The organism is Agromyces sp. NPDC057679, assembly GCF_042799635.1.
In the GTDB taxonomy this organism is placed as follows: Bacteria; Actinomycetota; Actinomycetes; order Actinomycetales; family Microbacteriaceae; genus Agromyces.
The window spans coordinates 562,720-586,597 of the sequence record NZ_JBHVIK010000002.1; the positions used below are offsets into that span (position 1 = coordinate 562,720).

Annotated in this window: 18 protein-coding genes; 8 read left to right on the forward strand and 10 right to left on the reverse strand. The window is 72.7% G+C overall.

The features are described from left to right. Positions 1–120: 120 nt before the first annotated feature. The gene (locus ACFVAJ_RS09550; protein ID WP_376943475.1) at positions 121–879 is read left to right on the forward strand and encodes a MerR family transcriptional regulator; all 759 of its coding nucleotides are present in this window, start codon (positions 121–123) and stop codon (positions 877–879) included. A gap of 64 nt (positions 880–943) precedes the next feature. Here ACFVAJ_RS09550 and ACFVAJ_RS09555 read toward each other — a convergent pair whose 3' ends face one another. After that, on the reverse strand, positions 944–1,582 hold the full coding sequence (locus ACFVAJ_RS09555; protein WP_376943477.1) for a YitT family protein: 639 nt from the start codon (positions 1,580–1,582) through the stop codon (positions 944–946). A 62-nt stretch (positions 1,583–1,644) separates the two neighbouring features. Between ACFVAJ_RS09555 and ACFVAJ_RS09560 the strand changes: the two genes are divergently transcribed. Continuing rightward, positions 1,645–3,102, forward strand: coding sequence for a PLP-dependent aminotransferase family protein (locus ACFVAJ_RS09560; protein WP_376943479.1), 1,458 nt, complete (start codon positions 1,645–1,647; stop codon positions 3,100–3,102). A gap of 232 nt (positions 3,103–3,334) precedes the next feature. Here ACFVAJ_RS09560 and ACFVAJ_RS09565 read toward each other — a convergent pair whose 3' ends face one another. Together ACFVAJ_RS09565 and ACFVAJ_RS09570 are read right to left on the reverse strand one after the other, a co-directional pair. Next, entirely contained in the window at positions 3,335–4,711 is a 1,377-nt protein-coding gene (locus tag ACFVAJ_RS09565) for a hypothetical protein (protein WP_376943481.1), read from the reverse strand. Positions 4,712–4,812: 101 nt separating this feature from the next. After that, entirely contained in the window at positions 4,813–5,916 is a 1,104-nt protein-coding gene (locus ACFVAJ_RS09570) for a hypothetical protein (RefSeq protein WP_376943483.1), read from the reverse strand. Between the two features lie 103 nt (positions 5,917–6,019). Here ACFVAJ_RS09570 and ACFVAJ_RS09575 point away from each other — a divergent pair, with 103 nt between their 5' ends. Next, entirely contained in the window at positions 6,020–9,670 is a 3,651-nt protein-coding gene (locus ACFVAJ_RS09575; RefSeq protein WP_376943485.1) for an efflux RND transporter permease subunit, read from the forward strand. Between the two features lie 83 nt (positions 9,671–9,753). Here ACFVAJ_RS09575 and ACFVAJ_RS09580 read toward each other — a convergent pair whose 3' ends face one another. Together ACFVAJ_RS09580 and ACFVAJ_RS09585 are read right to left on the reverse strand one after the other, a co-directional pair. After that, entirely contained in the window at positions 9,754–11,052 is a 1,299-nt protein-coding gene (locus ACFVAJ_RS09580; RefSeq protein ID WP_376943487.1) for an RNA polymerase sigma factor, read from the reverse strand. A gap of 1 nt (position 11,053) precedes the next feature. Continuing rightward, positions 11,054–11,476 (reverse strand): YciI family protein, encoded by a 423-nt coding sequence (locus ACFVAJ_RS09585; RefSeq protein WP_376943489.1) that lies wholly within the window; start codon positions 11,474–11,476, stop codon positions 11,054–11,056. A 213-nt stretch (positions 11,477–11,689) separates the two neighbouring features. Between ACFVAJ_RS09585 and ACFVAJ_RS09590 the strand changes: the two genes are divergently transcribed. Both ACFVAJ_RS09590 and ACFVAJ_RS09595 read left to right on the forward strand, forming a co-directional pair. Continuing rightward, complete coding sequence (locus ACFVAJ_RS09590; protein WP_376943491.1) at positions 11,690–12,067, forward strand: heavy metal-associated domain-containing protein; 378 nt, start codon at positions 11,690–11,692, stop codon at positions 12,065–12,067. A 216-nt stretch (positions 12,068–12,283) separates the two neighbouring features. Then, complete coding sequence (locus tag ACFVAJ_RS09595; protein ID WP_376943493.1) at positions 12,284–14,194, forward strand: glycoside hydrolase family 15 protein; 1,911 nt, start codon at positions 12,284–12,286, stop codon at positions 14,192–14,194. A 17-nt stretch (positions 14,195–14,211) separates the two neighbouring features. Here ACFVAJ_RS09595 and ACFVAJ_RS09600 read toward each other — a convergent pair whose 3' ends face one another. Both ACFVAJ_RS09600 and ACFVAJ_RS09605 read right to left on the reverse strand, forming a co-directional pair. Continuing rightward, the gene (locus tag ACFVAJ_RS09600; RefSeq protein ID WP_376943495.1) at positions 14,212–14,760 is read right to left on the reverse strand and encodes a hypothetical protein; all 549 of its coding nucleotides are present in this window, start codon (positions 14,758–14,760) and stop codon (positions 14,212–14,214) included. 253 nt (positions 14,761–15,013) lie between these two features. Continuing rightward, entirely contained in the window at positions 15,014–17,344 is a 2,331-nt protein-coding gene (locus tag ACFVAJ_RS09605) for a copper-translocating P-type ATPase (RefSeq protein WP_376943497.1), read from the reverse strand. Positions 17,345–17,512: 168 nt separating this feature from the next. Here ACFVAJ_RS09605 and ACFVAJ_RS09610 point away from each other — a divergent pair, with 168 nt between their 5' ends. The 3 genes from ACFVAJ_RS09610 to ACFVAJ_RS09620 all read left to right on the forward strand — a co-directional run bounded on the left by ACFVAJ_RS09610 (position 17,513) and on the right by ACFVAJ_RS09620 (position 20,094). Then, positions 17,513–18,517, forward strand: coding sequence for an NAD-dependent epimerase/dehydratase family protein (locus tag ACFVAJ_RS09610; RefSeq protein WP_376943499.1), 1,005 nt, complete (start codon positions 17,513–17,515; stop codon positions 18,515–18,517). An 84-nt stretch (positions 18,518–18,601) separates the two neighbouring features. Next, positions 18,602–19,534 (forward strand): arginase family protein, encoded by a 933-nt coding sequence (locus ACFVAJ_RS09615; RefSeq protein ID WP_376943501.1) that lies wholly within the window; start codon positions 18,602–18,604, stop codon positions 19,532–19,534. 74 nt (positions 19,535–19,608) lie between these two features. Further along, positions 19,609–20,094 carry a SixA phosphatase family protein gene (locus tag ACFVAJ_RS09620; RefSeq protein WP_376943503.1) on the forward strand — a complete coding sequence of 162 codons (486 nt, stop codon included), beginning with the start codon at positions 19,609–19,611 and terminating at the stop codon, positions 20,092–20,094. 12 nt (positions 20,095–20,106) lie between these two features. On the opposite strand, the gene ACFVAJ_RS09625 is transcribed toward ACFVAJ_RS09620, so the two are convergent. The 3 genes from ACFVAJ_RS09625 to ACFVAJ_RS09635 form a co-directional block, all read right to left on the reverse strand. Then, positions 20,107–20,673, reverse strand: coding sequence for a GNAT family N-acetyltransferase (locus ACFVAJ_RS09625; RefSeq protein ID WP_376943505.1), 567 nt, complete (start codon positions 20,671–20,673; stop codon positions 20,107–20,109). 84 nt (positions 20,674–20,757) lie between these two features. Beyond that, complete coding sequence (hutI, locus tag ACFVAJ_RS09630) at positions 20,758–21,981, reverse strand: imidazolonepropionase (protein WP_376943507.1); 1,224 nt, start codon at positions 21,979–21,981, stop codon at positions 20,758–20,760. A gap of 33 nt (positions 21,982–22,014) precedes the next feature. After that, the gene (locus ACFVAJ_RS09635) at positions 22,015–23,748 is read right to left on the reverse strand and encodes a urocanate hydratase (RefSeq protein ID WP_376943509.1); all 1,734 of its coding nucleotides are present in this window, start codon (positions 23,746–23,748) and stop codon (positions 22,015–22,017) included. Positions 23,749–23,878 lie beyond the last annotated feature (130 nt).

Genomic DNA, 23,878 nt, shown 5'->3' on the forward strand with positions numbered 1-23,878 from the left:
GCGATGATCTCACGATATATCGCGTTTGCTCGAGATGCAAGCGCAATCGGATGCTTCGTGCTTGACATTGACGCAACGTCAAGTTCTACCGTGGAGAACACGAGAGAGAGGAGGCCGCACATGGACTGGTCGATCCAGGAGATCGCGAAGCTCGCCGGCACGACGAGCCGGACGCTGCGTCACTACGACGACCTCGGCCTGCTCGCGCCGAGCCGCATCGCGGCGAACGGGTACCGCCACTACGACGAGCGCGCGCTCGTGCGACTGCAGCGCATCCTGCTGCTGCGCGAGCTCGGGCTCGGGCTGCCCGCCATCGGCGAGGTGCTCGAGGGCGACGCCGTCGAGGCGCACGCCCTGACGGCCCATCTCGGCTGGCTCCGGCAGGAGCAGCAGCGGCTGGCGCGGCAGATCGCGTCGGTCGAGACGACCATCGAACGACTGGAAGGAGGTGAACGACTCATGGCAGAGGAGATGTTCGACGGCTTCGACCACACCGAGTACAAGCAAGAGGTGGAGGAGCGTTGGGGCACGGAGGCCTACGCATCCGGCGACCGCTGGTGGCGCGGCCTCGGCGAGGCCGGGCAGCGCGAGTGGAAGGCCCGGCTGGCGGACCTCAACCGCGACTGGATCGCGGCCGCGGAGTCGGGCGTCGCGCCCGACGGGCCCGAGGGGCAGGCGCTCGCGAAGCGCCACGTCGAGTGGCTGACCGCGGTGCCCGGCACGCCCACGGCCGTGCCCGGCGGCGACGTCAAGGCGTACGTCGTCGGTCTCGGCGAGATGTACGTGGCCGACCCGCGCTTCGGCGCGAACTACGGCGGTGCAGAGGGCGCGGCGTTCGTGCGCGACGCGCTGCGCGCGTACGCCGAGCGCGAGCTCTAGGCGAGAGTGCTGCGGCTCCCGAGGTGTCCCTCCCTCGGGAGCCGCAGCCGTCGGTGCGACCCGGTCAGGCGGTGGATGCCACGGGGTCGGGCTCGGCCGCGACCTCGTCGCGCGGCATCCGCTTCGCCTTCTCGGGCACCGCGAAGAACGGCAGCGTGAAGCCGCAGAGCGGGCCGATGAGCAGCGCGAATGCGAGGGTGCCGAAGCCGACGTCGCCGCCGAGCACCCAGCCGATCGCGAGCACGGTGACCTCGACGATCGTGCGGCCGACCCAGATCGGCCAGCCGGTGCGCGCGTGGATGCCCGTCATGAGGCCGTCGCGCGGGCCGGGGCCGAAGCGGCTGCCGATGTAGAGGCCGCTCGCGACGGCGAGCAGCAGCAGGCCGCCGGTGAAGAGCAGGATCTGCTGCCAGAGCTCGGGCGGCGTCTGGATGAACCAGAGCCCGAGCTCGATGCTCGGACCGATGAGCAGGATGTTGAGCACCGTGCCGACGCCGGGCTTCTGCTTCAGGGGGATCCAGAGCAGGAGGACCGCGAGGCCGATGATGTTGGTGAGCCACCCGATGCCGATGCCCGTGAGGTTCGAGAATCCCTGGGCGAAGACCGTCCACGGGTCGACGCCGAGGGCGGCGCGGATCAGCATCGCGTCGGCGATGCCGTAGAGCACGAGCCCGATGAGCAGTTGGGGGATACGGCGGAGCATAGAGACATCCAATTTCACGATTGGACTGTTGGCAAGTAGCCAATTCATCTAAAGTGGCTCGCATGTCGGATGCCACGCTCAGCGCCCGTGCGCTCGAGAACCTCCTCGGCGACTGGCGCGGGGCCGCGCGCGGAGCCGCCTACCTCGCGCTCGCCGAGCGGGTGCGCCTGCTCATCCTCGACGGGCGGGTGAGCGTCGAGACGCGCCTGCCCGCCGAGCGCGAGCTCGCCGACCGGCTGGGCCTCAGCCGCACCACCGTCACCGCCGCCTATCGCCACCTGCGCGAGCAGGGCCTGCTCAGGAGCCTCCGCGGCTCGGGCAGCGTCGCCCGCCTGCCCGGGGCGCCCGCCGCGATGCCGGCGCCGCCCGCCGCGCTCCAGCTCGACCTCTCGAAGGCGGCCCCGGCCGCGCTGCCCTGGCTCGCCGAGGTCGCCCGCGAGGCCGCAGACGAACTCCCCGCCCACCTCGGCGACTCGGGCTTCGACCCCATCGGCACCCCGGCGCTTCGGCAGGCGATCGCCGACCGCTACGCCCTTCGCGGCCTGCCGACCTCGCCCGACCAGATCATGGTCACGATCGGCGCCCAGCATGCGATCGCCCTGCTCTCCCGGGTGCTCGTCGGCCGCGGCGATCGCGCGGTCATCGAGGCGCCGACCTACCCGCACGCCTACGAGGCGCTGCGGGTCGCGGGCGCCCGGCTCGTTCCGGTGCCCGTGAGTCCGCACGACGCGATCGACGCGCTGACGTCCGCCGACGACGAGGTCGAGGCGCTCGAGCGGGCCTTCGTCCGGGCGAACCCCTCGACCGCGTACCTGATGCCCGACTTCCAGAACCCCACCGGCCGCAGCTTCGACGAGGCGGGTCGCGAGCGCGTGCTCGACGCCGCCGCACGGCAGGGCACGGTGGTCATCGCCGACGAGACGACCGCCGAGCTCGATATCGACCGGCCGTTCGCGCCGCTCCCGCTGGCGGCCTACGGTCCGCCCGGAACGGCCGTGCTCATCGGCTCGGTCGGCAAGACCGTGTGGGGCGGCGTCAGGATCGGATGGATCCGCGCCGAGCCGACGCTCATCCGCAAGCTCGTGGCGGCGCGCGCGCCGGGCGACCTCGGCACGCCCATTCTCGAGCAGCTCCTCGTCACCCGGCTGATGCCGCGCATGGACGAGATCCTCGCGTTGCGTCGCGCCGAGCTGCGCGCCGGTCGCGACCGCCTCGAGGAGCTCGTCGCGGAGGCGTTCCCCGAGTGGCACGTACCCCACGTCGACGGCGGCATCGCGACCTGGATCGGCATCGGGGCGCCCGTGAGCTCGCAGCTCGCCCTCGCCGCACGCTCGCAGGGGCTGCTCATCGCCGCCGGCCCCAGGTTCGGCATCGACGGTGCCTTCGAGCGATTCCTGCGCCTGCCCATCTGCCAGCCGGTCGCCGAGACCGAGGCGGCCGTGCAGGCGCTGCGGGTCGCCTGGGAGTCGATGGCGGGGATGCCGGCGGTCGACGCCGGCCTGCTGCCTGCCGTGGTGTAGCCGGGGGGCCGGGGTTCGGCTCGGGCTCGGGTTCGGCTCAGGCCACGGGGCTCCGGGCGCGCGAGTGCGGGGCAGCGGACGACTGCGCTCGTCCGCCGCCCCGACCGGCCGCGCCTGGGACGCGCGGCCTCACCGTGCCGCACGGGTCCGCGGCACGGGGTCCGGTTCGACCAGCTCGACCCGCTGAGCAGGTCGGGGCCCGGCGCCGGTAGGGCGGCGCCGGGATTCCCGGCTATCGGCGCATCGCGAACCGCCGGAACCCGACGAGCACGAGACCGCCGACGAGGGCGAGCGCGGCCAGGCCGAGGCCTGAGACGTCGGCACCCGTCGAGGCGAGCGACGTGTCCGCCGCCACGATCGTCGTGCCGCCGGACGAGGCGACGGTCGAACCGTCCCCGTCACCCTCGTCGCCACCGGGGTTCGTGGGGTCGACCGGGTCGACGGGGTCCACCGGGTCGACCGGGTCGACGGGATCCACCGGGTCGACCGGATCCACGGGGTCCACGGGGTCCACCGGATCCACCGGGTCCACAGGGTCGACGACCGTCGACGAACCGTCGGTCTCGCTGTCTCCGATCACGGAGATCGCGTTGCCGCCGATCGTGATGGGCAGGGACAGGTCAGGCAGCAGCTGTGTTCCCCCGAGCAGCCCGCCATCGCCATCCGTCGTCGCCGAACCGCCCCCGGTTCCCTGCTGAACGACCGTCTCGGCGTCGGTCGACGAGGAGTCGCCGACCACCGAGATCGCATTGCCGCCGACCGTCACCGGCAGCCCGAGTTCGGGCAACAGTTGCGTCCCGCCGAGGAGCGAGTCGTCGCCCGACGTGCTCGCGTCGCCGGTGCTCGCGTCGCCGGTGCCGACCTCGGTGGCCGCCCCATCGCTCGACGAGTCGCCGATCACCGAGATGGCGTTGCCGCCGAGGGTGATCGGGACGTCGAGGTCACCGAGGATCTGCGTGCCGCCGAGCAGGCTGTCCTCGCCCGACGTCGTCGCTTCGCCGCTGCCCGAATCGGCGCTGCCCGAGTCGCCGGTGCCGGCCGTGGTGGCGGCTCCGTCGCTCGACGAGTCGCCGATCACCGAGATGGCGTTGCCGCCGAGGGTGATCGGGAGGTCGAGGTCGATCAGCGCCTGCGTGCCGCCGACCAGCGAGTCCGTCCCGCTGGTCTCCGCGTCCGACGCGTCGTCCGCATCGGTGCTCGTCGCGGGCGCCGGAGCGGGCGCCGGTGCACTCGACGTGCCGGCGTCCTCGCTCGACGAGTCGCCGATCACCGAGATCGCGTTGCCGCCGACCGTGATCGGCACCTCGACGTCGATGAGCGCCTGGGTGCCCGAGCCGATGCCGTCGTCACCGGAGGTGACTGCGGCGGGCTCGGCGGTGTCATCCGGCGCGACCTCCGTCGCGGCATCCGACGACGACGAGTCCCCGATGAGGGAGATCGCGTTGCCGCCGAGCGTGATGGGCAGGTCGATCGAGATCCCGGCCTGGGTTCCCGACACGATGCCGTCGTCGCCGCCCGTTTCGGACGCGTGGGCGACACCGGCTCCGAGGAGCGTGAGCCCCCCGGCGAAGAGGGTCGCGTACAGCGCCCTCAAGGCCATTCTCTTCATGATCCAGTCCTCCTGACTGATACGGGATGTCGCTCCCGGGCAGGGAGCGATGACCATGTCCGCGTGGGCACGCAGGCGCGTGCGAGCGGACCGATCCCCGGTCAGTCAGGGGTGGAGTCGGTGTCGTACACCGGCGACGACGGCAGCTCGTCGTCGACGGAGTTGAGCGCGAGCGACGCGAGCGCGTCGAGTTCGAGGGCGGCGAAGGCCGCGTCCGAGGTGCTGGATACCGCGCCCGCACCGGCGCCCGTGGCACCCGTGCCCGGGGTGCCCGAGCCGCCGCCGGGGGCGGCCGGGGTGCTCGGCGCGGGTGCGCCGTCGTGCGGGGCTCCCCGCTCGGAGGGCGACACGGAGACGGCGCCGATCGACGCGGCCCCGTCGAGGGCCCAGGGCGGGCCGGAGCCGGGAGGCCCGGCCTCGCCGCTCGTCGACGGCGCGACAGGCCCGCCCGGGGGTGCCCCGGGTTCTCCGGGCGTCGCGGGATCGACCGGGTTCTCGCCCGGATCGCCCGGGACGCCGGGATCGACCGGATCACCCGGAAGCAGCGGGATCGACGGGAGCTGGGGCAGGACGCCCGAGCCGTCGGTCGGCAGCTCGCCGAACTCGCCGACGACCGTGCCGAGGGTGGTGACGACCGCGTCGACCACGGGGTCGAGCACCCCGCCGAGCGTGTCGTCGCCGAGCAGCGAGCCGACGATCGGAAGCGAACCGACGAGGTCGTCGACGCCCCCGGTGATCGGGGTGGTGATCGCGCCGACTGTGCCGCCGCCCGCAAGGTCGGAGACGGTGCCGGTGACCTCGTTCGCGATCTCGCCGACCGTGGAGTTCGCGTCGCCGATCACGGTGTTCGTCGTCTCGGTGACGGTGTCGACCACCTCGGGCACGACGGTCTCGATCGTGTCGCCCACGGGTTCGGGTGCGACCTCGACCACGGGGTCGAGCAGCTCGTTCACGGGGTCGACGACCGTGTCGACGACCCCGTCGAGGGTGTCGCCGACGGCGCCGGTGATCTGCGTCACTCCGCCGACCAGCGAGCCCACGCCGCCGAGCAGTCCGCTCGGCTCCTGTTCGTCGGCCGAGGCGCTCGCGCCGCTCGAGAAGAGCGAGACCGCCAGCCACACGGCCGAGAAGGCGGTGCCGAGCACGGCGTAGCGGAGCCACGGCACCTGCCGTGCGCCGTCGTCGCCGATCCGCGCGCCCCCCACGAGGGTCACCATATCGTGCAGAACACCGCCCGGTCGAGGGAATCTCCGTATGGATTCCGACACTCGGTGACATCCCGCGCCACCCGCCTGCGAGAATCGAGCAATGCACCTGCTCGCTGCGCTCAGCATGAAGAACCGCGCGCTCATCGCGCTCGTCACGATCGTCGTCGCGATCTTCGGCGGCATCTCGCTCACGAGCCTGAAGCAGGAGCTCGCGCCGTCGATCGAGTTCCCGCAGCTCTCGATCGTGTCGAGCTACCCCGGCGCGTCGCCCGACATCGTCAACACCGACGTGTCGACGCCCATCGAGACGGCGATCCAGGGCATCACCGGGCTCGAGTCGACGTCGACGACGAGCTCGACCGGGCTGTCGCGGGTGACGGCGAGCTTCACCTACGGCACCGACCTCGCCTTCGCCGAGCAGAAGCTCCTGTCGGCCGTCAACCGCATCCAGAGCCAACTCCCCGACGACGTCGACCCGCAGGTGATCGCCCTCAGCCTCGACGACTTCCCGGTGCTGCAGATCGCGGTCACCGGTGCCGACGACATGAGCGCCCTCTCCGACGAGATCGAGCGCACCACTCTCGGCGAGATCACCGACGTCGACGGCGTGCGCGACGCGACCCTCGTCGGCGAGATCGGCCAGCGGGTCACGATCACGCCCGACCCCGCGAAGCTCGCCGAGTTCGGCATCACGCAGCAGGCCATCCGCGACGCGCTGCAGCAGAACGGGCTCCTCGTGCCCGCCGGCACCATCACCGAGGGCGACTCGACCTTCGCGGTGCAGACCGGCACGCGCATCGGCAGCGTCGACGAGATCGCCGCGCTGCCCGTGCTCGGCGCCACCGAGGCGCCCGCGATCCCGGATGCCTCGGAGGAGGGACCGGGCGACGGCGCCGGGCTGCCGACCGACGGCACGGAGCTGCCGACCGACGGCACCGCGACCGGCACCGGCGCCGACGGGCTCGCCGCCGCGGTGCGGGTGCCCGCCGAGGCGACCATCTCCGACGTGGCCGCCGTCGAGCTCACCGACAACCCGGTCACGAGCATCTCGCGCGTCGACGGCGAGCCGGCGCTCACGATCTCGGTCACGAAGCTGCCCGCGGCCAACACCGTCGAGGTGTCGAACGCCGTGACGGCGCTGCTGCCCGACCTCGAGGCCTCGCTCGACACGACGAACCCGGGTGCCACGTTCACCGTCGTCTTCGACCAGGCGCCGTACATCGAGCAGTCGATCGAGTCGCTCGCGACCGAGGGCCTGCTGGGCCTCGCGTTCGCGGTGATCGTGATCCTGATCTTCCTGCTCTCGGTGCGGGCGACCCTCGTCACCGCCATCTCGATCCCGACGTCGGTGCTGATCACCTTCATCGGGCTGCAGGTGGCCGACTACACGCTCAACATCCTCACGCTCGGTGCCCTCACGATCGCGATCGGCCGCGTGGTCGACGACTCGATCGTCGTCATCGAGAACATCAAGCGGCACCTCGTCGAGGGCGTCGACAAGGCGGCCACGATCGTGCGCGCGGTGCGCGAGGTCGCCGGCGCGATCACCGCGTCGACGATCACGACCGTCGCGGTGTTCCTGCCGATCGCGCTCGTCGAGGGGGTGACGGGCGAGCTGTTCCGCCCGTTCTCGCTGACCGTGACGATCGCGCTCCTCGCCTCGCTCCTCGTCTCGCTCACGATCGTGCCCGTGCTCGCCTACTGGTTCCTGAAGCCGGCGAAGCTCCACGTCGAGCAGGGCGCCGAGGAGGTCGAGGCCGAGGTGGCCGCGGCCGCGTTCGTCGACGACGTCTGGCTCGCGCCCGAGCTGCGCGACGAGAGCGGCGCAACGGGGCTTCCGGTCGCCGGTGCCGGGCGCGAGGCATCCACCCGGACCGCCGTGAAGCCGGTCGCTCCCGACGAGCTCGAGCACCCCTCGCGCCTCCAGCGCGGCTACTTGCCGATCATCGGATGGACGCTGAAGCACGGCGTGATCACGCTCATGATCGCCGTGCTGGTGCTCGTCGGCACCGGCGCGATGATCCCGCTGATGAAGACCAACTTCCTCGGATCCTCTGGGCAGAACACCTTCCGCGTCACGCAGGAACTGCCGATCGGCACGAGCCTCGAGGCGCTCGACGAGGCGTCCGAACCGGTCGAGCAGGTGATCCGCGACACCGAGGGCGTCGAGACGGTGCAGACGTCGATCGGCTCGGGCTCGAACCCGCTCGCGGCGGCGTTCGGCGGCGGCGGCGCGACCGTCACCTACTCGGTCACGACCGACGAGGACGCCGACCAGGACGCCCTCCAGGCCGAGGTGCGCGAGGAGCTCGACGGCCTCGACGACGTCGGCGAGGTCTCGATCGCCGCCTCGAGCGGCTTCGGCGCCTCGAACGACATCGAGGTCGACATCACCGCCTCGAACGCCGAAGACCTCCAGGCCGCGACCGACGCGGTCGTCGACGAACTCGACGGCGTGGACTCGGTGTCGCAGGTCACCTCGAACCTGTCGGAGTCGCGCCCGTACGTCGCGGTCGAGGTGAACCGCGCGGATGCCGCGGCGGCGGGCTACTCGGAGGTCGCCCTCGGCGGCTTCGTCTCGGCGGCCATGCAGCCGCAGAGCGCCGGCTCCGTCGTGATCGACGAGAAGACGCTCACGATCTACCTCGCGACCGAGAACCCGCCGGTCTCCGTCGAGGAGCTCTCGGCGCTCGAGGTGCCGACGCCGACCGGCGTCGTGCGACTCGACACGCTCGCGACGGTCGAACAGGTCGACGGGCCCGCGTCGGTCACGACCGTGCAGGGCCTGCGCAGCTCGACGGTCGCGGCGACGCCCGCGGGCGACGACCTCGGCACGGCGAGCGGCGAGGTGCAGGCCGCGGTGAGCGCGGTCGACCTGCCCGAGGGCACGACGGCCTCGCTCGGCGGCGTCACCGCCGACCAGCAGGAGTCGTTCTCGCAGCTCGGCCTCGCCCTGCTCGCCGCGATCCTGATCGTCTACATCGTGATGGTGGCGACGTTCCGCTCGCTGTTGCAGCCGCTGCTGCTGCTCGTCTCGGTGCCGTTCGCGGCGACCGGTGCGATCGCGCTCCAGGTGATCACCGGCATCCCGCTCGGCGTCGCGTCGCTCGTCGGCGTGCTGATGCTCGTGGGCATCGTCGTGACGAACGCGATCGTGCTCGTCGATCTCGTGAACCAGTACCGCGACCGGGGCATGAACGTGCGCGATGCGCTCGTGCACGGCGCCTCGCGACGACTCCGGCCCATTCTCATGACGGCGCTCGCGACCATCTTCGCGCTGCTGCCGATGGCGCTCGGCATCACCGGTCACGGCGGGTTCATCTCGCAGCCGCTCGCGATCGTGGTGATCGGCGGCCTGCTCTCGTCGACGCTGCTCACGCTCGTCGTGCTGCCCGTGCTCTACGACCTCGTCGAGGGTGGACGCGAACGGCGCCGGGCCAAGCGTGCGGCGAAGGCCGCGGGCGCGGATGCCCCGGCGCTGGTGCCTGCGGCGGTCGCCCCCGCGGCGGCGACGCCAGCGGCCCCGGCGGCGGCTGCGCCCGAGCCCCCCGCCGCACCCGAGGCTCCCGCTGAGCCCACGGCTGCGACGGCGACCGAGCCCGGGCCGGTGGCGCCGTGGCCGGATGCCGCGCCGAGCGAGCCGGCCGAGCCGAGCGAGCCGGCCGAGTCGGAGGCATCCGAGGAGTCCGAGGCTCCGGCCGAGCCGGAGGGCCCGACCGAGGACCGGGGCGACGACGAGCCCAAGCCCTGATCGCACGTGCTGCTTCTGCAGGAGAAGTGCACTGGCGCGGGCTGTGAGCCTCTGCGAATGCAAATCTCCTTCAGAAGCAGCGGTCAGCCGGCCAGCTTGGCGGCCTTCGCCAGGAGTGCGTCGCGCTCGCGCTCGTTGCCCGTGAGGCGGGCGGCGGTCTCGAGTTCGGCGCGCGCCTCGTCGGTGCGCCCGAGCCGCGCGAGCAGCTCTCCGCGCACGGCGGGCAGCGCCGGGTAGCCCGCGAGCCGACCCGTTGCGACGAGTTCGTCGACGACCCGGAGCGCCGAGGCGGGCCCGGTCGCCATCGCTATCGCCGCGGCGCGGTTGAGGTCGACGACGGGGGAGGGAGCGATGCGTCCGAGCGCCTCGTACAGCACGACGATCTGCGCCCAGTCGGTGTCGTCGGCGGTCGGGGCGACCGCGTGGCATCCGGCGATGGCGGCCTGCAGCCCGTAGGCGGCCCGACCGCGGCCGATGCGGTCGGCCCGGGCGAGCGCCTCCTGCCCGCGCGCGATCTGCGCGCGGTCCCAGCGGGAGCGGTCCTGCTGGTCGAGCGGGATCGCGCTGCCGTCGCGGGCGGTGCGCGCCGGGAAGCGGGCGGCGGTGAACTCCATCAGCGCCCCGAGCGACTGCGCCTCGGGCTCCCGAGGCATGAGCCCGGCCACCATGCGGGCGAGCCGCAGGGCCTCGGCCGAGACCTCCGCCCGCACCCATTCGCCGCCCGAGGCGGGCAGGTAGCCCTCGTTGAAGATCAGGTAGAGCACGTGCAGCACGGAGGCGAGCCGCTCGGGGTACTCGTTCGGCTCGGGCACCGCGAACGGCACGTTGGCGGCCGCGAGCGTCTTCTTGGCGCGAACGATGCGCTGCTGGATCGTGGCGGTCGGCACGAGGAACGCGCGGGCGATCTCCTCGCTCGAGAGGCCGCCGACGATGCGCAGGGTGAGGGCGATCTGCGCCTCGCGCGAGAGCACGGGGTGGCACGAGACGAAGATGAGGCGCAGCACGTCGTCGTCGATCGTGTCGGGGTCCCAGAAGGTGTCGGATGCCTCGCCGTCGTGCTGCTCCAGGTCGCGCGCCATGGCCGCGTACCGTTCGTCGAGCCGCTCGCGGCGGCGCCAGCCGTCGATCGCGCGGCGCTTCGCGACGGCCGTGAGCCACGCGCCGGGATTGTTCGGCACGCCCTCCTCGGGCCACTGCTTGAGTGCCTCGAGCAGCGCCTCCTGTGCGAGGTCCTCGGCCTGACCGACGTCGCCGGTGAAGCGGGCGAGCGTCGCGACGATGCGGGCCGACTCGATGCGCCACACCGCCGCGACGGCGCGCCGGGCACGGTCGGCGTCGGCGTTCGCCGGCCCGGCCGTGCCCGAGGCATCCGTTGCGGTCATCTCAGCCGACCTTGCCCTCGAGCTCGTCGCGCCAGCCGGCCTCCTTCTGGATCCACTCGTTGTCCTGCGGGAAGTCCTCGAGCTCGTTGACGCGGCGCACCTCGAGCTTCGCGCCCGGCCCGAGCGGGCAGCGCTTCGCCCACTCCGCCGCCTCCTCGGGGCTCTGCGCCTGGATGATCCAGAAGCCGTTGAACAGCTCCTTCGTCTCGCCGTAGGGGCCGTCGGTCACGACCGGGGGCGTCGTGTCGAAGTCGACGACGAAGCCCTCCTTCGCGTCGGCCAGGCCCTCGCCGGCGAGCAGCACGCCGGCCTTGATGAGCGACTCGTTGTAGGCGCCCATCGCAGCGATGACCTCGTTGAAGTCGAGCTGCTCGTAGGCCTCGACGGCGGCGTCGTTCGATCGCATGATCAGCATGTACTTCACGGTGTTCTCCTCGTTCGGGATTCGTGTTCGGGTCGGGCCGAAGTGCCCGCCTCACTCATGCGTCGAACGGGCGACGGCGAGATCGACACCACGGCGGAACTTTCTTCGCCCATGTTGTCAGGCGGGGGCGATCGCGTCATCCGCTGGGCGGGCGCCTTGCGACCGATACCCCACGGGGGTATAGTTCCAACAGAACCGACGGAAGGATGCCGCATGACCACCGAGAACCTCGCCACCGCAATGCCCGCGGGCGCCACCGAACTCGCCCTCGCCGACTCCAGTGGTGCGGATGCCTCGTGCTCGTGCTGCACGATCCCCGACTCCTCGGCGTCGAAGACCGAGGGGCTGGCCGTGGCACCCGGCGTCGGTGAGCTCGTGAGCGCCGACTACGCCGTCGCGGGCATGACCTGCGGCAGCTGCGTGCGTCACGTGAGCGCGGAGCTCGGCGCGCTCGAGGGCGTCGACTCGGTCGACGTCGCGCTCGTCGCGGGCGGCGTCTCGACCGTCACGGTGCGCAGCAGCGCCCCGCTCGCCGATGCGGCCGTCGCCGCCGCCGTCGAGGAGGCCGGGTACGAGGTCGTCGCGGGCTGAGTCGTCGTCGCGCCCCGGCGGGCGCGGAATCGATCCCGTTCGAGCACTGCTCGAACGGTGATCGAAGGGCTACGGTCGAGGTGGGGGTGCGGCGAAGCGCCGTCCGTTCGCCCGGCCCCCGCTGAGACCGACCGTGTTCGGAGGGCCCATGGAACGCACCGAGACCGACGTCGACCGCTTCCTCGCCGTCATCCGCGAGCTCCCGACGGAGGCCTCGTGAGCACCGATCGGGCGGATCGCCCGGCCGGGTCGGGCCGGGCGCCGCAGATGCAGGGCGCCGTCGCCAGGTCGCCGTTCCCGCCGATCGCCTCGTTCGCGTTCCTCTCCGACTGCCATACCGGGGCGCTCGTCGCGCCCGACGGGTCGGTCGCCTGGCTCTGCCCGCCCCGGTTCGACGCCCCGAGCGTCTTCGCCACGATCCTCGATCGGCAGGCCGGGTACTTCCGGTTCGGGCCGTTCGACGTCAACGCCCCGTCGGCGCGGAGCTACGAACCCGGCACGAACGTGCTCGTCACGACCTGGAAGACGCCGACGGGGTGGGCCGAGGTGCGCGACGCCCTCACGATCCTGCCCCGGTCCGAGCCCGACACGACCACGCCGCACACCCGTGCGCCGGCCGACGACGACGCCGGACACTGCCTGGTGCGCACCGTGATGTGCCTCGACGGGCACGTCGAGCTCGAGCTCATCTGCGAGCCGGTGTTCGACTACGGCAGGACCGAGGCCGACTGGGTGTCGGCCGACGTGCACAGCGCGACGGCGAGCGGCGCCGGCACCGCGCTGCGGCTGCGCTCCGATCTCCCGCTGGGCGTCCAGGGCGGTCACGTGCGCGCACGACACACCCTGCGCGCCGGCGAGCGAGCCTTCTGCTCCCTCTCCTGGGCCGACGACCTCGCCGGGCCGTCGACCGTCGAGGAGGCGGCGGCCGAGCTCGACACGACCGTCGCGTACTGGCGCGACTGGCTCGCCGACGCGACGATCCCCGATCACCCGTGGCGTGAGGCGCTCGAGCGCTCGGCGCTCACGATCAAGGGGCTCACGTACATGCCGACCGGCGCGACCGTCGCCGCCCTCACGACCTCGCTGCCCGAGACGCCGGGCGGGGAGCGCAACTGGGACTACCGCTACAACTGGATCCGCGACTCGTCGTTCACCGTGCAGGCCCTGCACTACCTCGACCTCGACTGGGAGGCCGACGAGTTCGTCGAGTTCCTCGCCGGGCTCGAGCCGAACGGCGACGGCTCGCTGCAGATCATGTACGGCATCGACGGGCGCCGCGACCTCACCGAGACGACGCTCGATCACCTGACGGGCCACCGCGGCGCCCGCCCCGTGCGCATCGGCAACGGTGCGTTCGCCCAACGCCAGAACGACCTGTACGGCGCGGTGCTCGACGCAATCCTCATGCACGCCCGCCGAAGCCAACGGGTGCCGCGCACGCTCTGGCCGGTCATCCGATCGCAGGCCGAGTGCGCGACGGACGTCTGGCGCGAGCCCGACCAGGGCATCTGGGAGGCCCGGGGCGAGCCGCAGCAGTACGTGTCGTCGAAGATCATGTGCTGGGTCGCGCTCGACCGGGCGTCGAAGCTCGCCGAGCTCGTCGGCGCCGACGAGGACGTGGCGCGGTGGCGCGCCGTCGCCGACGAGATCGCCGCCGACCTCCTCGCCGAGGGCGTGAGCGAGCGCGGCGTGCTGCGCCAGCACTACGGCACCGACGCCCTGGACGCCTCGGCGCTCCTCGCGGCGATCTACGGGTTCCTCCCGCCCGACGACGAGCGGCTGCGCGCGACGGTGCTCGCGATCGCCGACGAGCTCTCCGCGGACGGGTTCGTGCTCAGGTATCGCACGGAGGAGACCGACGACGGCCTGTCGGGGCGCGAGGGCACGTTCCTCATCTGCTCGTTCTGGCTCGTCTCGGCGCTGACCATCATCGGCGAGGGCGCACGCGCGAAGGCGCTCATGGAGAAGCTGCTGCGCATCGTCTCGCCGCTGGGCCTCCTCGCCGAGGAGCTCGACACCGAGACGGGGCAGCACCTCGGCAACTTCCCGCAGGCGTTCTCGCACCTCGCGCTCATCGAGGCGGCCCGGCGCATCATCATGATCGAGCGGCTGCTCGAGTTCGTCTGACGCGCCCGCGGCACGCTTCATCCGAGCGTCGACGCGTCCTCGATCTCGGTCATCCGCCGTTCGGGCGAGAAGGCGTAGACCCAGCCGTCGGATTCGGCGACCCACCAGGTCTCACCGCAGACCAGCGACGCAGAGCGTTCGATGCCGTCGGACCACCACGAGGCCCGCATCGTCGGTGCGTCGCGGTACGTGATCTCCTCACCGAAGGCGTTCTGCTCGGCCGAGCGCTGCGGCGGTGTGCCGACGGGCCACGCCTCGCACTGCTCGGCGAGCGCCGACGCATCGGCCTTCAGTCGGAGGAGGCGTTCGCTGCCGGTGGTGCGCACCTTCTCGGTGATCTCGGATGCCTCGGCCGGCACCCAGCCCGGAAGCTGCACGCGCTCGTCGGCGAGGCCCCCGGCGCCGGTCTCGTAGGCCACCTCGACGGTGTGCCCGGCGCCGCGCTCGTCGAGCGAGCGGTCGACGTCGCCGAGCTCGCTGCATCCGGTGAGCCCGACGACGGCGGTGACGAGCACGGCCGCGCTGAGCAGGGTCGTGGTGGTCGTGTTCATGGTCCTGGTGGTCATCCGCATCCGTTCTCTCGTGCCGCCCAGCGGAGGGCGGCGCACCGAGGCTACGGGGGAGCCGGCTGCCGGAACCTGAGAACGAGTTCGGCTGAAAACAGGGCTGACCAGCAGTTCTATTCCACGCGTCGGCCGCAAGCCGGGCTGAAGATCCATCCCCCGGCGTACGCTCGATCAGCCCGAGTCATCCCGCGGGCGGACCTGAGCGGGGGCGCCCCTCAGGGGACGCCCCCGCCTCGCGGAGGTCCGCCGTGGCTCAGCCCACCGGCTCGCGCACCGGTTCGGGAGCCCGGCCCGCCGACCGTCCGAGGACCGCACGCGCCGACGCCTCGGGACGCAGGTCGAGGCGGCGCAGCAGCTGCGCGTTCGCCGCGACGATGACCGTCGAGAGGCTCATCAGGATCGCCCCGACCGACATCGGCATCACGAAACCGATCGGGGCCAGGATGCCCGCGGCGAGCGGAACCGAGACGAGGTTGTACCCGGCGGCCCACCAGAGGTTCTGGCTCATCTTGCGGTAGCTCGCGCGCGACAGCTCGATCACCGAGATCACCGAGCGCGGGTCGCTCGAGGCGAGGATCACGCCCGCCGAGGCGATCGCCACGTCGGTTCCGGCGCCGATCGCGATGCCGACGTCGGCCTGCGCGAGCGCCGGGGCGTCGTTGACGCCGTCGCCGACCATCGCGACCGAGAGGCCCTCGTGCTGCAGCTCCTGCACCTTCGCGGCCTTGTCCTCGGGGCGCACGCCCGCATAGACCCGGTCGATGCCGAGTTCGGCGGCGACCGTGCGGGCCACCGGCTCCGCGTCACCCGTGATCATCACGACCTGCACGCCGAGCGCGTGCAGCGCGTCGACCGCTTCGCGCGACTCGGGCCGGATCTCGTCGGCCAGCGCGATCGCACCGGCGACCTGCCCGTCGACGACGACGTGCAGCACCGTCGATCCGGCTTCGGCCCAGGCGGTGGATGCCTCGAGCACGTCGAGTCCCTCGCGGGCGAGCAGCCCGGGGCCGCCCACCTGCACGATGCGGTCGCCGACCTTCGCGCGCACGCCGATCGCGGCGGACGCCTCGAACTCGGTCGCGCCGTACACGGCCAGGCCGCGGTGGAACGCGTCGGCGACGATCGCCTTCGCGAGCGGGTGCTCCGAATCCATCTCTGCGGAGGCGGCATCGACGAGGACGGCGTCGAGGTCGAAGCCGGGTGCGGCCGCGGCATCCGTCACCGCCGGCTCGCCCTTCGTGAGGGTGCCCGTCTTGTCGAAGAGCACCGCGCCGACCGTGCGCATCGTCTCGAGCGCGAGGCGGTCGGTCACGAGCACGCCGCCGCGGGCGGCCCGCTCGGTCGCGATCGAGACGACGAGCGGAATGGCGAGGCCCAGGGCGTGGGGGCAGGCGATCACGAGCACGGTGATGGTGCGGACGACGGCGTCGTCGGGGTTGCCGAGCAGCGTCCAGGCGATGGCCGTGAGCACGGCGGCGCCGAGGGCGAACCAGAAGAGCCAGCCGGCGGCGCGATCGGCGAGGCGCTGGGCGCGCGAGCTCGAGGCCTGCGCCTGGGCGACGAGCCGCTGGATGCCGGCGAGCGCCGTGTCGTCGCCGACGGCGCCGACCCGCACACGGATCGCGGTGTCGGTCGCGACGGTGCCCGCGACGACCTGGTCGCCGGGGCCGCGGCCGACGGCGACCGACTCGCCCGTGATCATCGACTCGTCCATGGCGGCGGTGCCCTCGACGACCTCGCCGTCGGCCGGCACGCGCCCGCCCGGGCGGACGACCACCAGGTCGCCGACCGCGAGCTCGGAGGGGGAGACCGTCTCGGTGACCGGTGCGCCGTCGGGGCCGTCGATCACGCGCTCGGCCTCGTCGGGCAGGAGCGCGGCGAGCGCGTCGAGCGCGCTCGAGGCCTGCATGATCGAGCGCATCTCGATCCAGTGGCCGAGCAGCATGATCACGATGAGGAGCGCGAGCTCCCACCAGAAGTCGAGGTGGTGGCTGAGCAGCATCAGGCTCGCGCCGAGGCTCGCGAAGTACGCGACCGTGATCGCCAGGCCGATGAGCAGCATCATGCCGGGCTTGCGCGCCTTGAGCTCCGACCAGGCGCCGGTGAGGAACGGCTTGCCGCCCCAGAAGTACATGACCGTGCCGAGCACCGGCGAGATCCACGGGATGATCGGGTTGTCGGGCAGCGTGTAGCCGAGGATCGACGCGAACATCGGGCTGAACGCGATCGTCGGGATCGCGATGACGAGCATGATCCAGAACAGGCGCCGGAACTGGCCGACGTGGTCGCCGTGACCCGCATGCCCGCCGTGGCCGCTCATGTCGTGCCCGGCGTGGGGATCGTGCCCGGCGTGGCCGCTCATGTCGTGCCCGGCGTGCGGGTCGTGGCCGGCGACCTCGTGGGCGGATGCCTCGTGGTGGGCGTGGGCGGCCGGCGTCGTGGCGGCGTGGGCGTGGGCCTGCGGCCCATGCTCGGGCTGCGTGCCGTGCCCGGCGTGGCCCGCGTGGTCGTGGCCCGCGTGGTCGTGCCCGGCGTGCCCGGTGTGGTCGTGCCCGGTGTGCGTCTCGTTCCTGCCGGTGCTCATTGCGCCGCCCTCCTGCGTCTCTGGCCTCAGGTTAATACCCCACTGGGGTATTCGCAAGGGAGAACTCCGATGTCCTCGACGCTATTCCGGGGTGCCGGTCCGACGCCAGCGATCCGCGCTCCGCGAACACCTCTGCCATGCGACGGCCGCATCTGCTGGGATGTCCGGATGGACATCCTGATTCTCGGCGGCACGCAATGGCTCGGACGCGAAATCGCCCGGGAGGCGCTGCGGCGCGGGCACGACGTGACGTGCCTCGCCCGGGGCGAGGCGGGCGAGGTGGCGCCCGGTTCACGGCTCGTGGTCGGCGACCGCTCGCAGCCGGGGGCCTACGACGCCGTGCTCGACCGCGAATGGGATGCGGTGATCGACGTGACGCGGCAGCCCGGCTTCGCCCGGCGCGCCGCCGAGGCGCTCGCCCCTCGCGCCCGCCACTGGACCTTCGTCTCCTCGGGCAACGTCTACGCGCGCCACGACGAGCCCGGAGCCGACGAGTCGGCTGAGCTCCTCCCGCCGCTCGAGGCCGACGACTCCACGCCTGAGAGCTACGGTGAGGCGAAGTCCGCGATCGAGCAGGCGTACCGAGCGGCGCTCGGCGATCGGCTGCTCGTCATCAGGCCCGGACTCATCGGCGGCCCCGGCGACGCCTCGGGCCGGAGCGGGTACTGGGTCGCGCGTGCCGCCCGCGACGGCGATCCGATGCTCGTTCCCGAGATCCACGACGCCGCGGCCCAGCTCATCGACGTGCGCGACCTCGTGACGTGGACCCTCGCCTCCGTCGAGCGCGGACTCACCGGGGCGTTCAACGCCGTCGGCGACCGGTCGACCTTCGGTGCCTTCCTCGCCCTCGCGCGAGCGGTCGGCGGGCACGACCGCGACGTGCGGCTCGCGTCGCCCGAGTGGCTGGTCGACCAGGGCGTCGCCGAATGGTCGGGGCCCGACTCGTTGCCGCTCTGGATCGTCGATCCGACGTGGGCGGCCTTCCAGGACCGCTCGAACGCGGCGGCCCGTGCAGAGGGGTTCACTCCCCGCCCCCTCGTCGAGACACTCGCCGATCTCCTCGAGTGGGAGCGCGAGCAGGGTCTCGAACGCCCGCGGGGTGCCGGACTCGGCGCGGAACGGGAGCGTGAACTCGTCGCGCGGCTCGACGAGTCCGCCGCGCTCGCGGGCTAGTCCTCGGCCCGGTCGTCTGGGATCGCAGACGACGGCGTGCGACGAGGGCTGGGCCCGCGTGGCGGCGCCTCGTAGCGTGGGGGCATGGCCGACGTCGCACTCTCGAATGACCCCCTCTGGCCCCGCGCTGGCGGCTGGCCCGCGCCCGAGACGCTCGACCCCGAGGCATCCGCCGCGCTCGCGCTCCTCGGCGTGCCCGCCTGGCGCACCTCGCTCTCACCCACGAACGCGCACACGACGCCCGCGGCGATCCGTGCGGCGCTGCGCCGCTACAGCCCGGCGCTGGTCCCGAGCCGGCAGGAGGGTCGCGACACCGTCGACCTCGGCGAGCTCGCCGTCGTCGACGCGGGCGACATCGTCGAGCCCGACGGCCCCGAGGGCGAGGCGCGCACGCGCGCCCGGGTCGCCGAGCTGCTGGAGCGCGCCGAGACCGTGATGGCGCTCGGCGGCGACAACTCGCTCACCGTCGCGACGGCCCTCGGCGCCTACGGCGACCGGCTGGCCACCGCAGGCCTCGTGACGATCGACGCCCACTACGACCTGCGCGACGGCGTCTCGAACGGCTCGCCCGTTCGCCGTCTCGTCGAGGCCGGCCTCGACCCCCGCCGCATCGTGCAGATCGGCATCGCCGACTTCGCCAACTCGGCCGAGTACGCCCGGCGCGCCGCCGACCTCGGCATCACCGTGATCCACCGCGACGAGCTGCACGGCCGCCGCCCCGCCGAGGTCATGGCCGAGGCGCTCGAGATCGCCGGCGCGGCCGGGGGCCCCGTGCACCTCGACATCGACGTCGACGCCTGCGACCGCGCCGTCGTGCCCGGATGCCCCGCCTCGATGCCGGGCGGTCTCGCCGCCTGGGAGCTCCGCGCCCTCGTGCGGGCCGCGGCGGGCGACGCCCGGGTCGTGAGCGCCGACCTCGCCGAGGTCGACGCGAGCGCCGACGCCCCCGACGGGCGCACGGTGCGGCTCGCCGCGCTCTGCGTGCTCGATTTCCTGGCGGGGGTCGCGGCGCGCTGAGCCGTGTCGCACGCCGAGTCCTGCCGTTCGGGCGCGGCGTTGTGGCCCGCCGCGAACGGTGCCACGCTGGAGGGGTGAAGACGCTCTACCTCGTGCGGCACGCGAAGTCGGACTGGGGCGATCCGATGCTCGACGACCACGATCGCCCGTTGAACGACCGCGGCCTGCGGGACGCCCCGGCGATGGGACACCGGCTCGCCGAACGCGGCGTCCGACCCGATCGCATCGTGACGAGCACTGCGGTGCGGGCGCGCAGCACGGCGCGGCTGCTGGCACGCACGCTCGGCATCGGCGACGATCACGTCGTCGAGGAGCGCAAGCTCTACGCGGCCTCGGAGCGGAGCATCCTCGCGGTCGCCGCGGGCCTCGACGACGCGCTCGAGGTCGCCATGCTCGTCGGTCACAACCCCGGCATGAGCGACGCCGTCGGCGAGCTCACCGGTGAATGGGTCGAACTGCCGACGTGCGCCGTCGTCGAGTGCCGGGTCGGCGTCGACTCGTGGGCCGAGCTCGTCGAGGGCACCGGCGAACTCCTCGGGGTCGACACGCCCAAGCACTGACGCGACGCGGGGTCAGCGATCGACCGGATGCCAGGGCCTCGGGTCGGTGCGGACCAGCCCGAACAGGTCGACGTCGTGGTTCGTCCCGCCGTTGAAGAAGGCGCCGCGCAGCCGACCCTCGTACGTGAACCCGCACTTCTCGGCGACGCGCCGGCTCGCCGCGTTCTCAGGCACGATCACGAGCTGGATGCGGTGCTGCTTCTTGGACCCGAACAGGTAGTCGACGAGCAGCTGCACCGCCTCGGTCGTGTAGCCGTGACCCGCGTGGGCGTCGCCGTGGAGCTGGTACGAGAGTTCGAAGGCGTCCCAGTAGTTCACGGGCGTGAAGAACTCGATGTGGCCGACGATCCGCCCGCCTCGATCGTGGATGAGCAGCGTGCCCTCCTCGCGCTCCCAGAACCCGTGCTCCGCGAACCGCGCTCGCAGCACCGACTCGGAGACCACGCCGAGCGGGAAGTACGCACCCCGCGTGCGGATGTCGACGTGCGCAGCGCAGAACGCGTCGAGCTCGTCGGCACGCACCGGGGCGAGGGTGACCAGTTCGCCGCTCAGCATGTCGTCGTCTCCGGATGCCGCCATCCGTTCATGCCCGCAGCGTACACCTCGTCGCGACCGAGACGCAGGGTGCGTCGAGCCGCCCGGTGATCGCGGTCGGTGTCGGCGCTACGCCCTCGTCACGCCGCCCGCGATGACGCGCCGCACGAGCGGCACGCCCGGCCGGTAGGCCAGGTGCAGGTGGCTCGGTGCGTCGAGCTCGACGAGGTCGGCACGCAGTCCGGGGCGGATCGCGCCGACGTCGTCACGACGGAGGGCCAGCGCCCCGCCCGCTGTCGACGCCCAGAGCGCCTCGGCCGGGGTCATGCCCATGTCGCGCACGGCCACCGCGATGCAGAACGGCATCGAGCTCGTGAAGCTCGAGCCGGGGTTGCAGTCGCTCGCGAGGGCGACGGTGACGCCGGCGTCGATCAGCCGGCGCGCGTCGGGGTAGGGCTGGCGGGTCGAGAACTCGACGCCGGGCAGGAGCGTCGCGACCGTGTCGGACGAGGCGAGGGCCGAGACATCCGCGTCGCTGAGGAACGTGCAGTGGTCGACCGAGGCGGCGCCGAGCTCGACCGCGAGGCGGACACCCTCGCCCTCGCCGAGCTGGTTGCCGTGCACGCGCACGCCGAGGCCCGCGGCCGCGCCGGCCTCGAGCACCCGGCGCGACTGCTCGGCGGTGAACGCGCCCCGCTCGCAGAACGCGTCGACCCAGCGCGAGTGCGGCGCGCACGCGGCGAGCATCTCGCCGATCACCACCTCGACGTACGCGTCGCCCGCCGCAGCCTGGTCGCCGTCGAAGCGGGGGTCCTCGCGGAACTCGAACGGCACGACGTGCGCGCCGAGGAAGGTGACCTCGTCGGTCACCTCGCGGGCGAGGCGCACGAGCCGCTCCTCGTCGGCGACGCTCAGGCCGTAGCCCGACTTGATCTCGAAGGTGGTCGTGCCCTGCGCGTGCAGCTCGGCGACGAAGCCCGCGAGGCGCGCCCGCAGTTCGTCGTCGGTGGCGGCGCGCGTCGCGGCGACGGTCGAACGGATGCCGCCCGCCTCGTAGCGGTTGCCCGCCATGCGTGCGGCGAACTCCTCGGCGCGGTCGCCGCCGAACACCAGGTGGGTGTGGCTGTCGACGAACCCGGGGATGACCGCGCGGCCGCCGGCGTCGAGGAGCTCGACGCCGGCGTCGGCGGTCTGCGCGGGAGCATCGGTCGCGGGGCCGACCCACGTCACGAGGCCGCCGTCGATCAGCACCGCGGCGTCGCGCACGATGCCGAGCGGGCCGCCCTCGCGGCCGGGCTGCGCGTCGTTCGTGACGAGTTCGCCGATGTTCGTGATGAGGGTGGCGCGAGGCATCCGGTTCGCCTTTCGATCGTCGGGGTGGGTCGCTCAGGCGTCGAGCATCGGCACGTCGACGCCGCGCTCGCGCGCCACCTCGACCGCCCGCTCGTAGCCCGCATCGACGTGGCGGAGCACGCCCATGCCCGGGTCGTTCGTGAGCAGCGCCGTGAGCTTCGCCGCGGCGAGCTCGGTGCCGTCGGCGACCGAGACCTGGCCCGCGTGGATCGAACGGCCGATGCCGACGCCGCCGCCGTGGTGGATCGACACCCAGGTCGCGCCCGACGATGCGGCGGTGAGGGCATTGAGCAGCGGCCAGTCGGCGATCGCGTCGGAGCCGTCCTTCATGCCCTCCGTCTCGCGGTACGGGCTCGCGACGCTACCGGAGTCGAGGTGGTCGCGTCCGATCACGATCGGCGCCTTCACCTTGCCCTCGGCGACCAGCCTGTTGAACAGCAGGCCGGCCTGGTGGCGCTCGCCGTAGCCGAGCCAGCAGATGCGGGCGGGCAGGCCCTCGAACTCCACGCGCTCGGCGGCGGCGTCGAGCCACTTGTGCAGGTGCGTGTTCTCGGGGAAGAGCTCCTTGATGGCCTCGTCGGTGACGCGGATGTCCTCGGGGTCGCCGGAGAGCGCGACCCAGCGGAACGGGCCGAGGCCCTCGCAGAAGAGCGGGCGGATGTACGCCGGCACGAAGCCGGGGAACTCGAACGCGCGGTCGTAGCCGCCCTTGCGCGCCTCGTCGCGGATCGAGTTGCCGTAGTCGAACACCTCGGAGCCCTCGTCCTGGAACTCGACCATGGCCTGCACGTGGTGGGCCATCGACAGCTGGGCCTGCTTCGTGAACCCCTCGGGGTCGGCCTGCGCGGCCTGCTTCCAGTCGGCGACCGAGATGCCCTCGGGCAGGTACGCCAGCGGGTCGTGCGCGCTCGTCTGGTCGGTGACGACGTCGACGGTGAACTCACCGGCGCGGTGCCGGCGCAGGATCTCGGGGAACACCTCGGCGGCGTTGCCGACGACGCCGACCGACCAGCCGCGGCGCTCGGCCTTGGCCTGCAGCACCTTGGCGATCGCGGTGTCGAGATCGGTCTCGACCTCGTCGAGGTAGCGCTTGCCGACGCGGCGGCGCAGGCGCGTCTCGTCGACGTCGACGATGAGGCATGCGCCGTCGTTGAGGGTGACGGCGAGCGGCTGCGCGCCGCCCATGCCGCCGCAGCCGCCGGTGAGGGTGAGCGTGCCGGCGAGCGGGCCCTCGCCCTCGCGCCGGGTGCCGAGCGCGCTGCCGCGCCCCTCGGCGATGAGCTTCTCGCCGACGGCGGCGAAGGTCTCGTAGGTGCCCTGCAGGATGCCCTGCGAGCCGATGTAGATCCACGAGCCGGCCGTCATCTGGCCGTACATCGTGAGGCCCTCGGCCTCGAGGCGGCGGAACTCGGGCCACGTCGCCCAGTCGCCCACGAGGTTCGAGTTCGCGATGAGCACGCGCGGCGCCCACACGTTCGTGCGGAGCACGCCGACGGGCTTGCCCGACTGCACGAGCAGGGTCTCATCGGCCTCGAGGCGCTTGAGGGTCTCGGTGATCGCGTCGAAGGCCTCCCAGTTGCGGGCGGCCTTGCCGGTGCCGCCGTAGACGACGAGGTCTTCGGGGTGCTCGGCGACCTCGGGGTCGAGGTTGTTCATGAGCATGCGCAGCGGCGCCTCGGTCTGCCAGCTCTTCGCGGAGAGCTCGGTGCCGCGGGCGGCGCGGACGGTGCGCGGGCCGGCGGGGGCTTCGGTGGGTGCGTCGGTCATGGTTCGATGCTCGCTCACGCGATGCGGTGCGGCAACGGATGCCACCAGGTGGCCGTCCGGGATCCCAGATTTCAGCGTCGGGCGGGCGCACTCGCGGTCCGGCGTGCGGAGCGAGAACAGCCCCCGCGCC

Excerpts from the sequence above, each read along its gene's own strand:
- ACFVAJ_RS09550 (WP_376943475.1), top strand. The coding sequence starts at position 121 with ATGGACTGGTCGATCCAGGAGATCGCGAAGCTCGCCGGCACGACGAGC.
- ACFVAJ_RS09555 (WP_376943477.1), bottom strand. The coding sequence starts at position 1,582 with ATGCTCCGCCGTATCCCCCAACTGCTCATCGGGCTCGTGCTCTACGGC.
- ACFVAJ_RS09560 (WP_376943479.1), top strand. The coding sequence starts at position 1,645 with ATGTCGGATGCCACGCTCAGCGCCCGTGCGCTCGAGAACCTCCTCGGC.
- ACFVAJ_RS09565 (WP_376943481.1), bottom strand. The coding sequence starts at position 4,711 with ATGAAGAGAATGGCCTTGAGGGCGCTGTACGCGACCCTCTTCGCCGGG.
- ACFVAJ_RS09575 (WP_376943485.1), top strand. The coding sequence starts at position 6,020 with ATGCACCTGCTCGCTGCGCTCAGCATGAAGAACCGCGCGCTCATCGCG.
- ACFVAJ_RS09580 (WP_376943487.1), bottom strand. The coding sequence starts at position 11,052 with ATGACCGCAACGGATGCCTCGGGCACGGCCGGGCCGGCGAACGCCGAC.
- ACFVAJ_RS09590 (WP_376943491.1), top strand. The coding sequence starts at position 11,690 with ATGACCACCGAGAACCTCGCCACCGCAATGCCCGCGGGCGCCACCGAA.
- ACFVAJ_RS09600 (WP_376943495.1), bottom strand. The coding sequence starts at position 14,760 with ATGACCACCAGGACCATGAACACGACCACCACGACCCTGCTCAGCGCG.
- ACFVAJ_RS09605 (WP_376943497.1), bottom strand. The coding sequence starts at position 17,344 with ATGAGCACCGGCAGGAACGAGACGCACACCGGGCACGACCACACCGGG.
- ACFVAJ_RS09610 (WP_376943499.1), top strand. The coding sequence starts at position 17,513 with ATGGACATCCTGATTCTCGGCGGCACGCAATGGCTCGGACGCGAAATC.
- ACFVAJ_RS09615 (WP_376943501.1), top strand. The coding sequence starts at position 18,602 with ATGGCCGACGTCGCACTCTCGAATGACCCCCTCTGGCCCCGCGCTGGC.
- ACFVAJ_RS09625 (WP_376943505.1), bottom strand. The coding sequence starts at position 20,673 with ATGGCGGCATCCGGAGACGACGACATGCTGAGCGGCGAACTGGTCACC.
- hutI (WP_376943507.1), bottom strand. The coding sequence starts at position 21,981 with ATGCCTCGCGCCACCCTCATCACGAACATCGGCGAACTCGTCACGAAC.
- ACFVAJ_RS09635 (WP_376943509.1), bottom strand. The coding sequence starts at position 23,748 with ATGACCGACGCACCCACCGAAGCCCCCGCCGGCCCGCGCACCGTCCGC.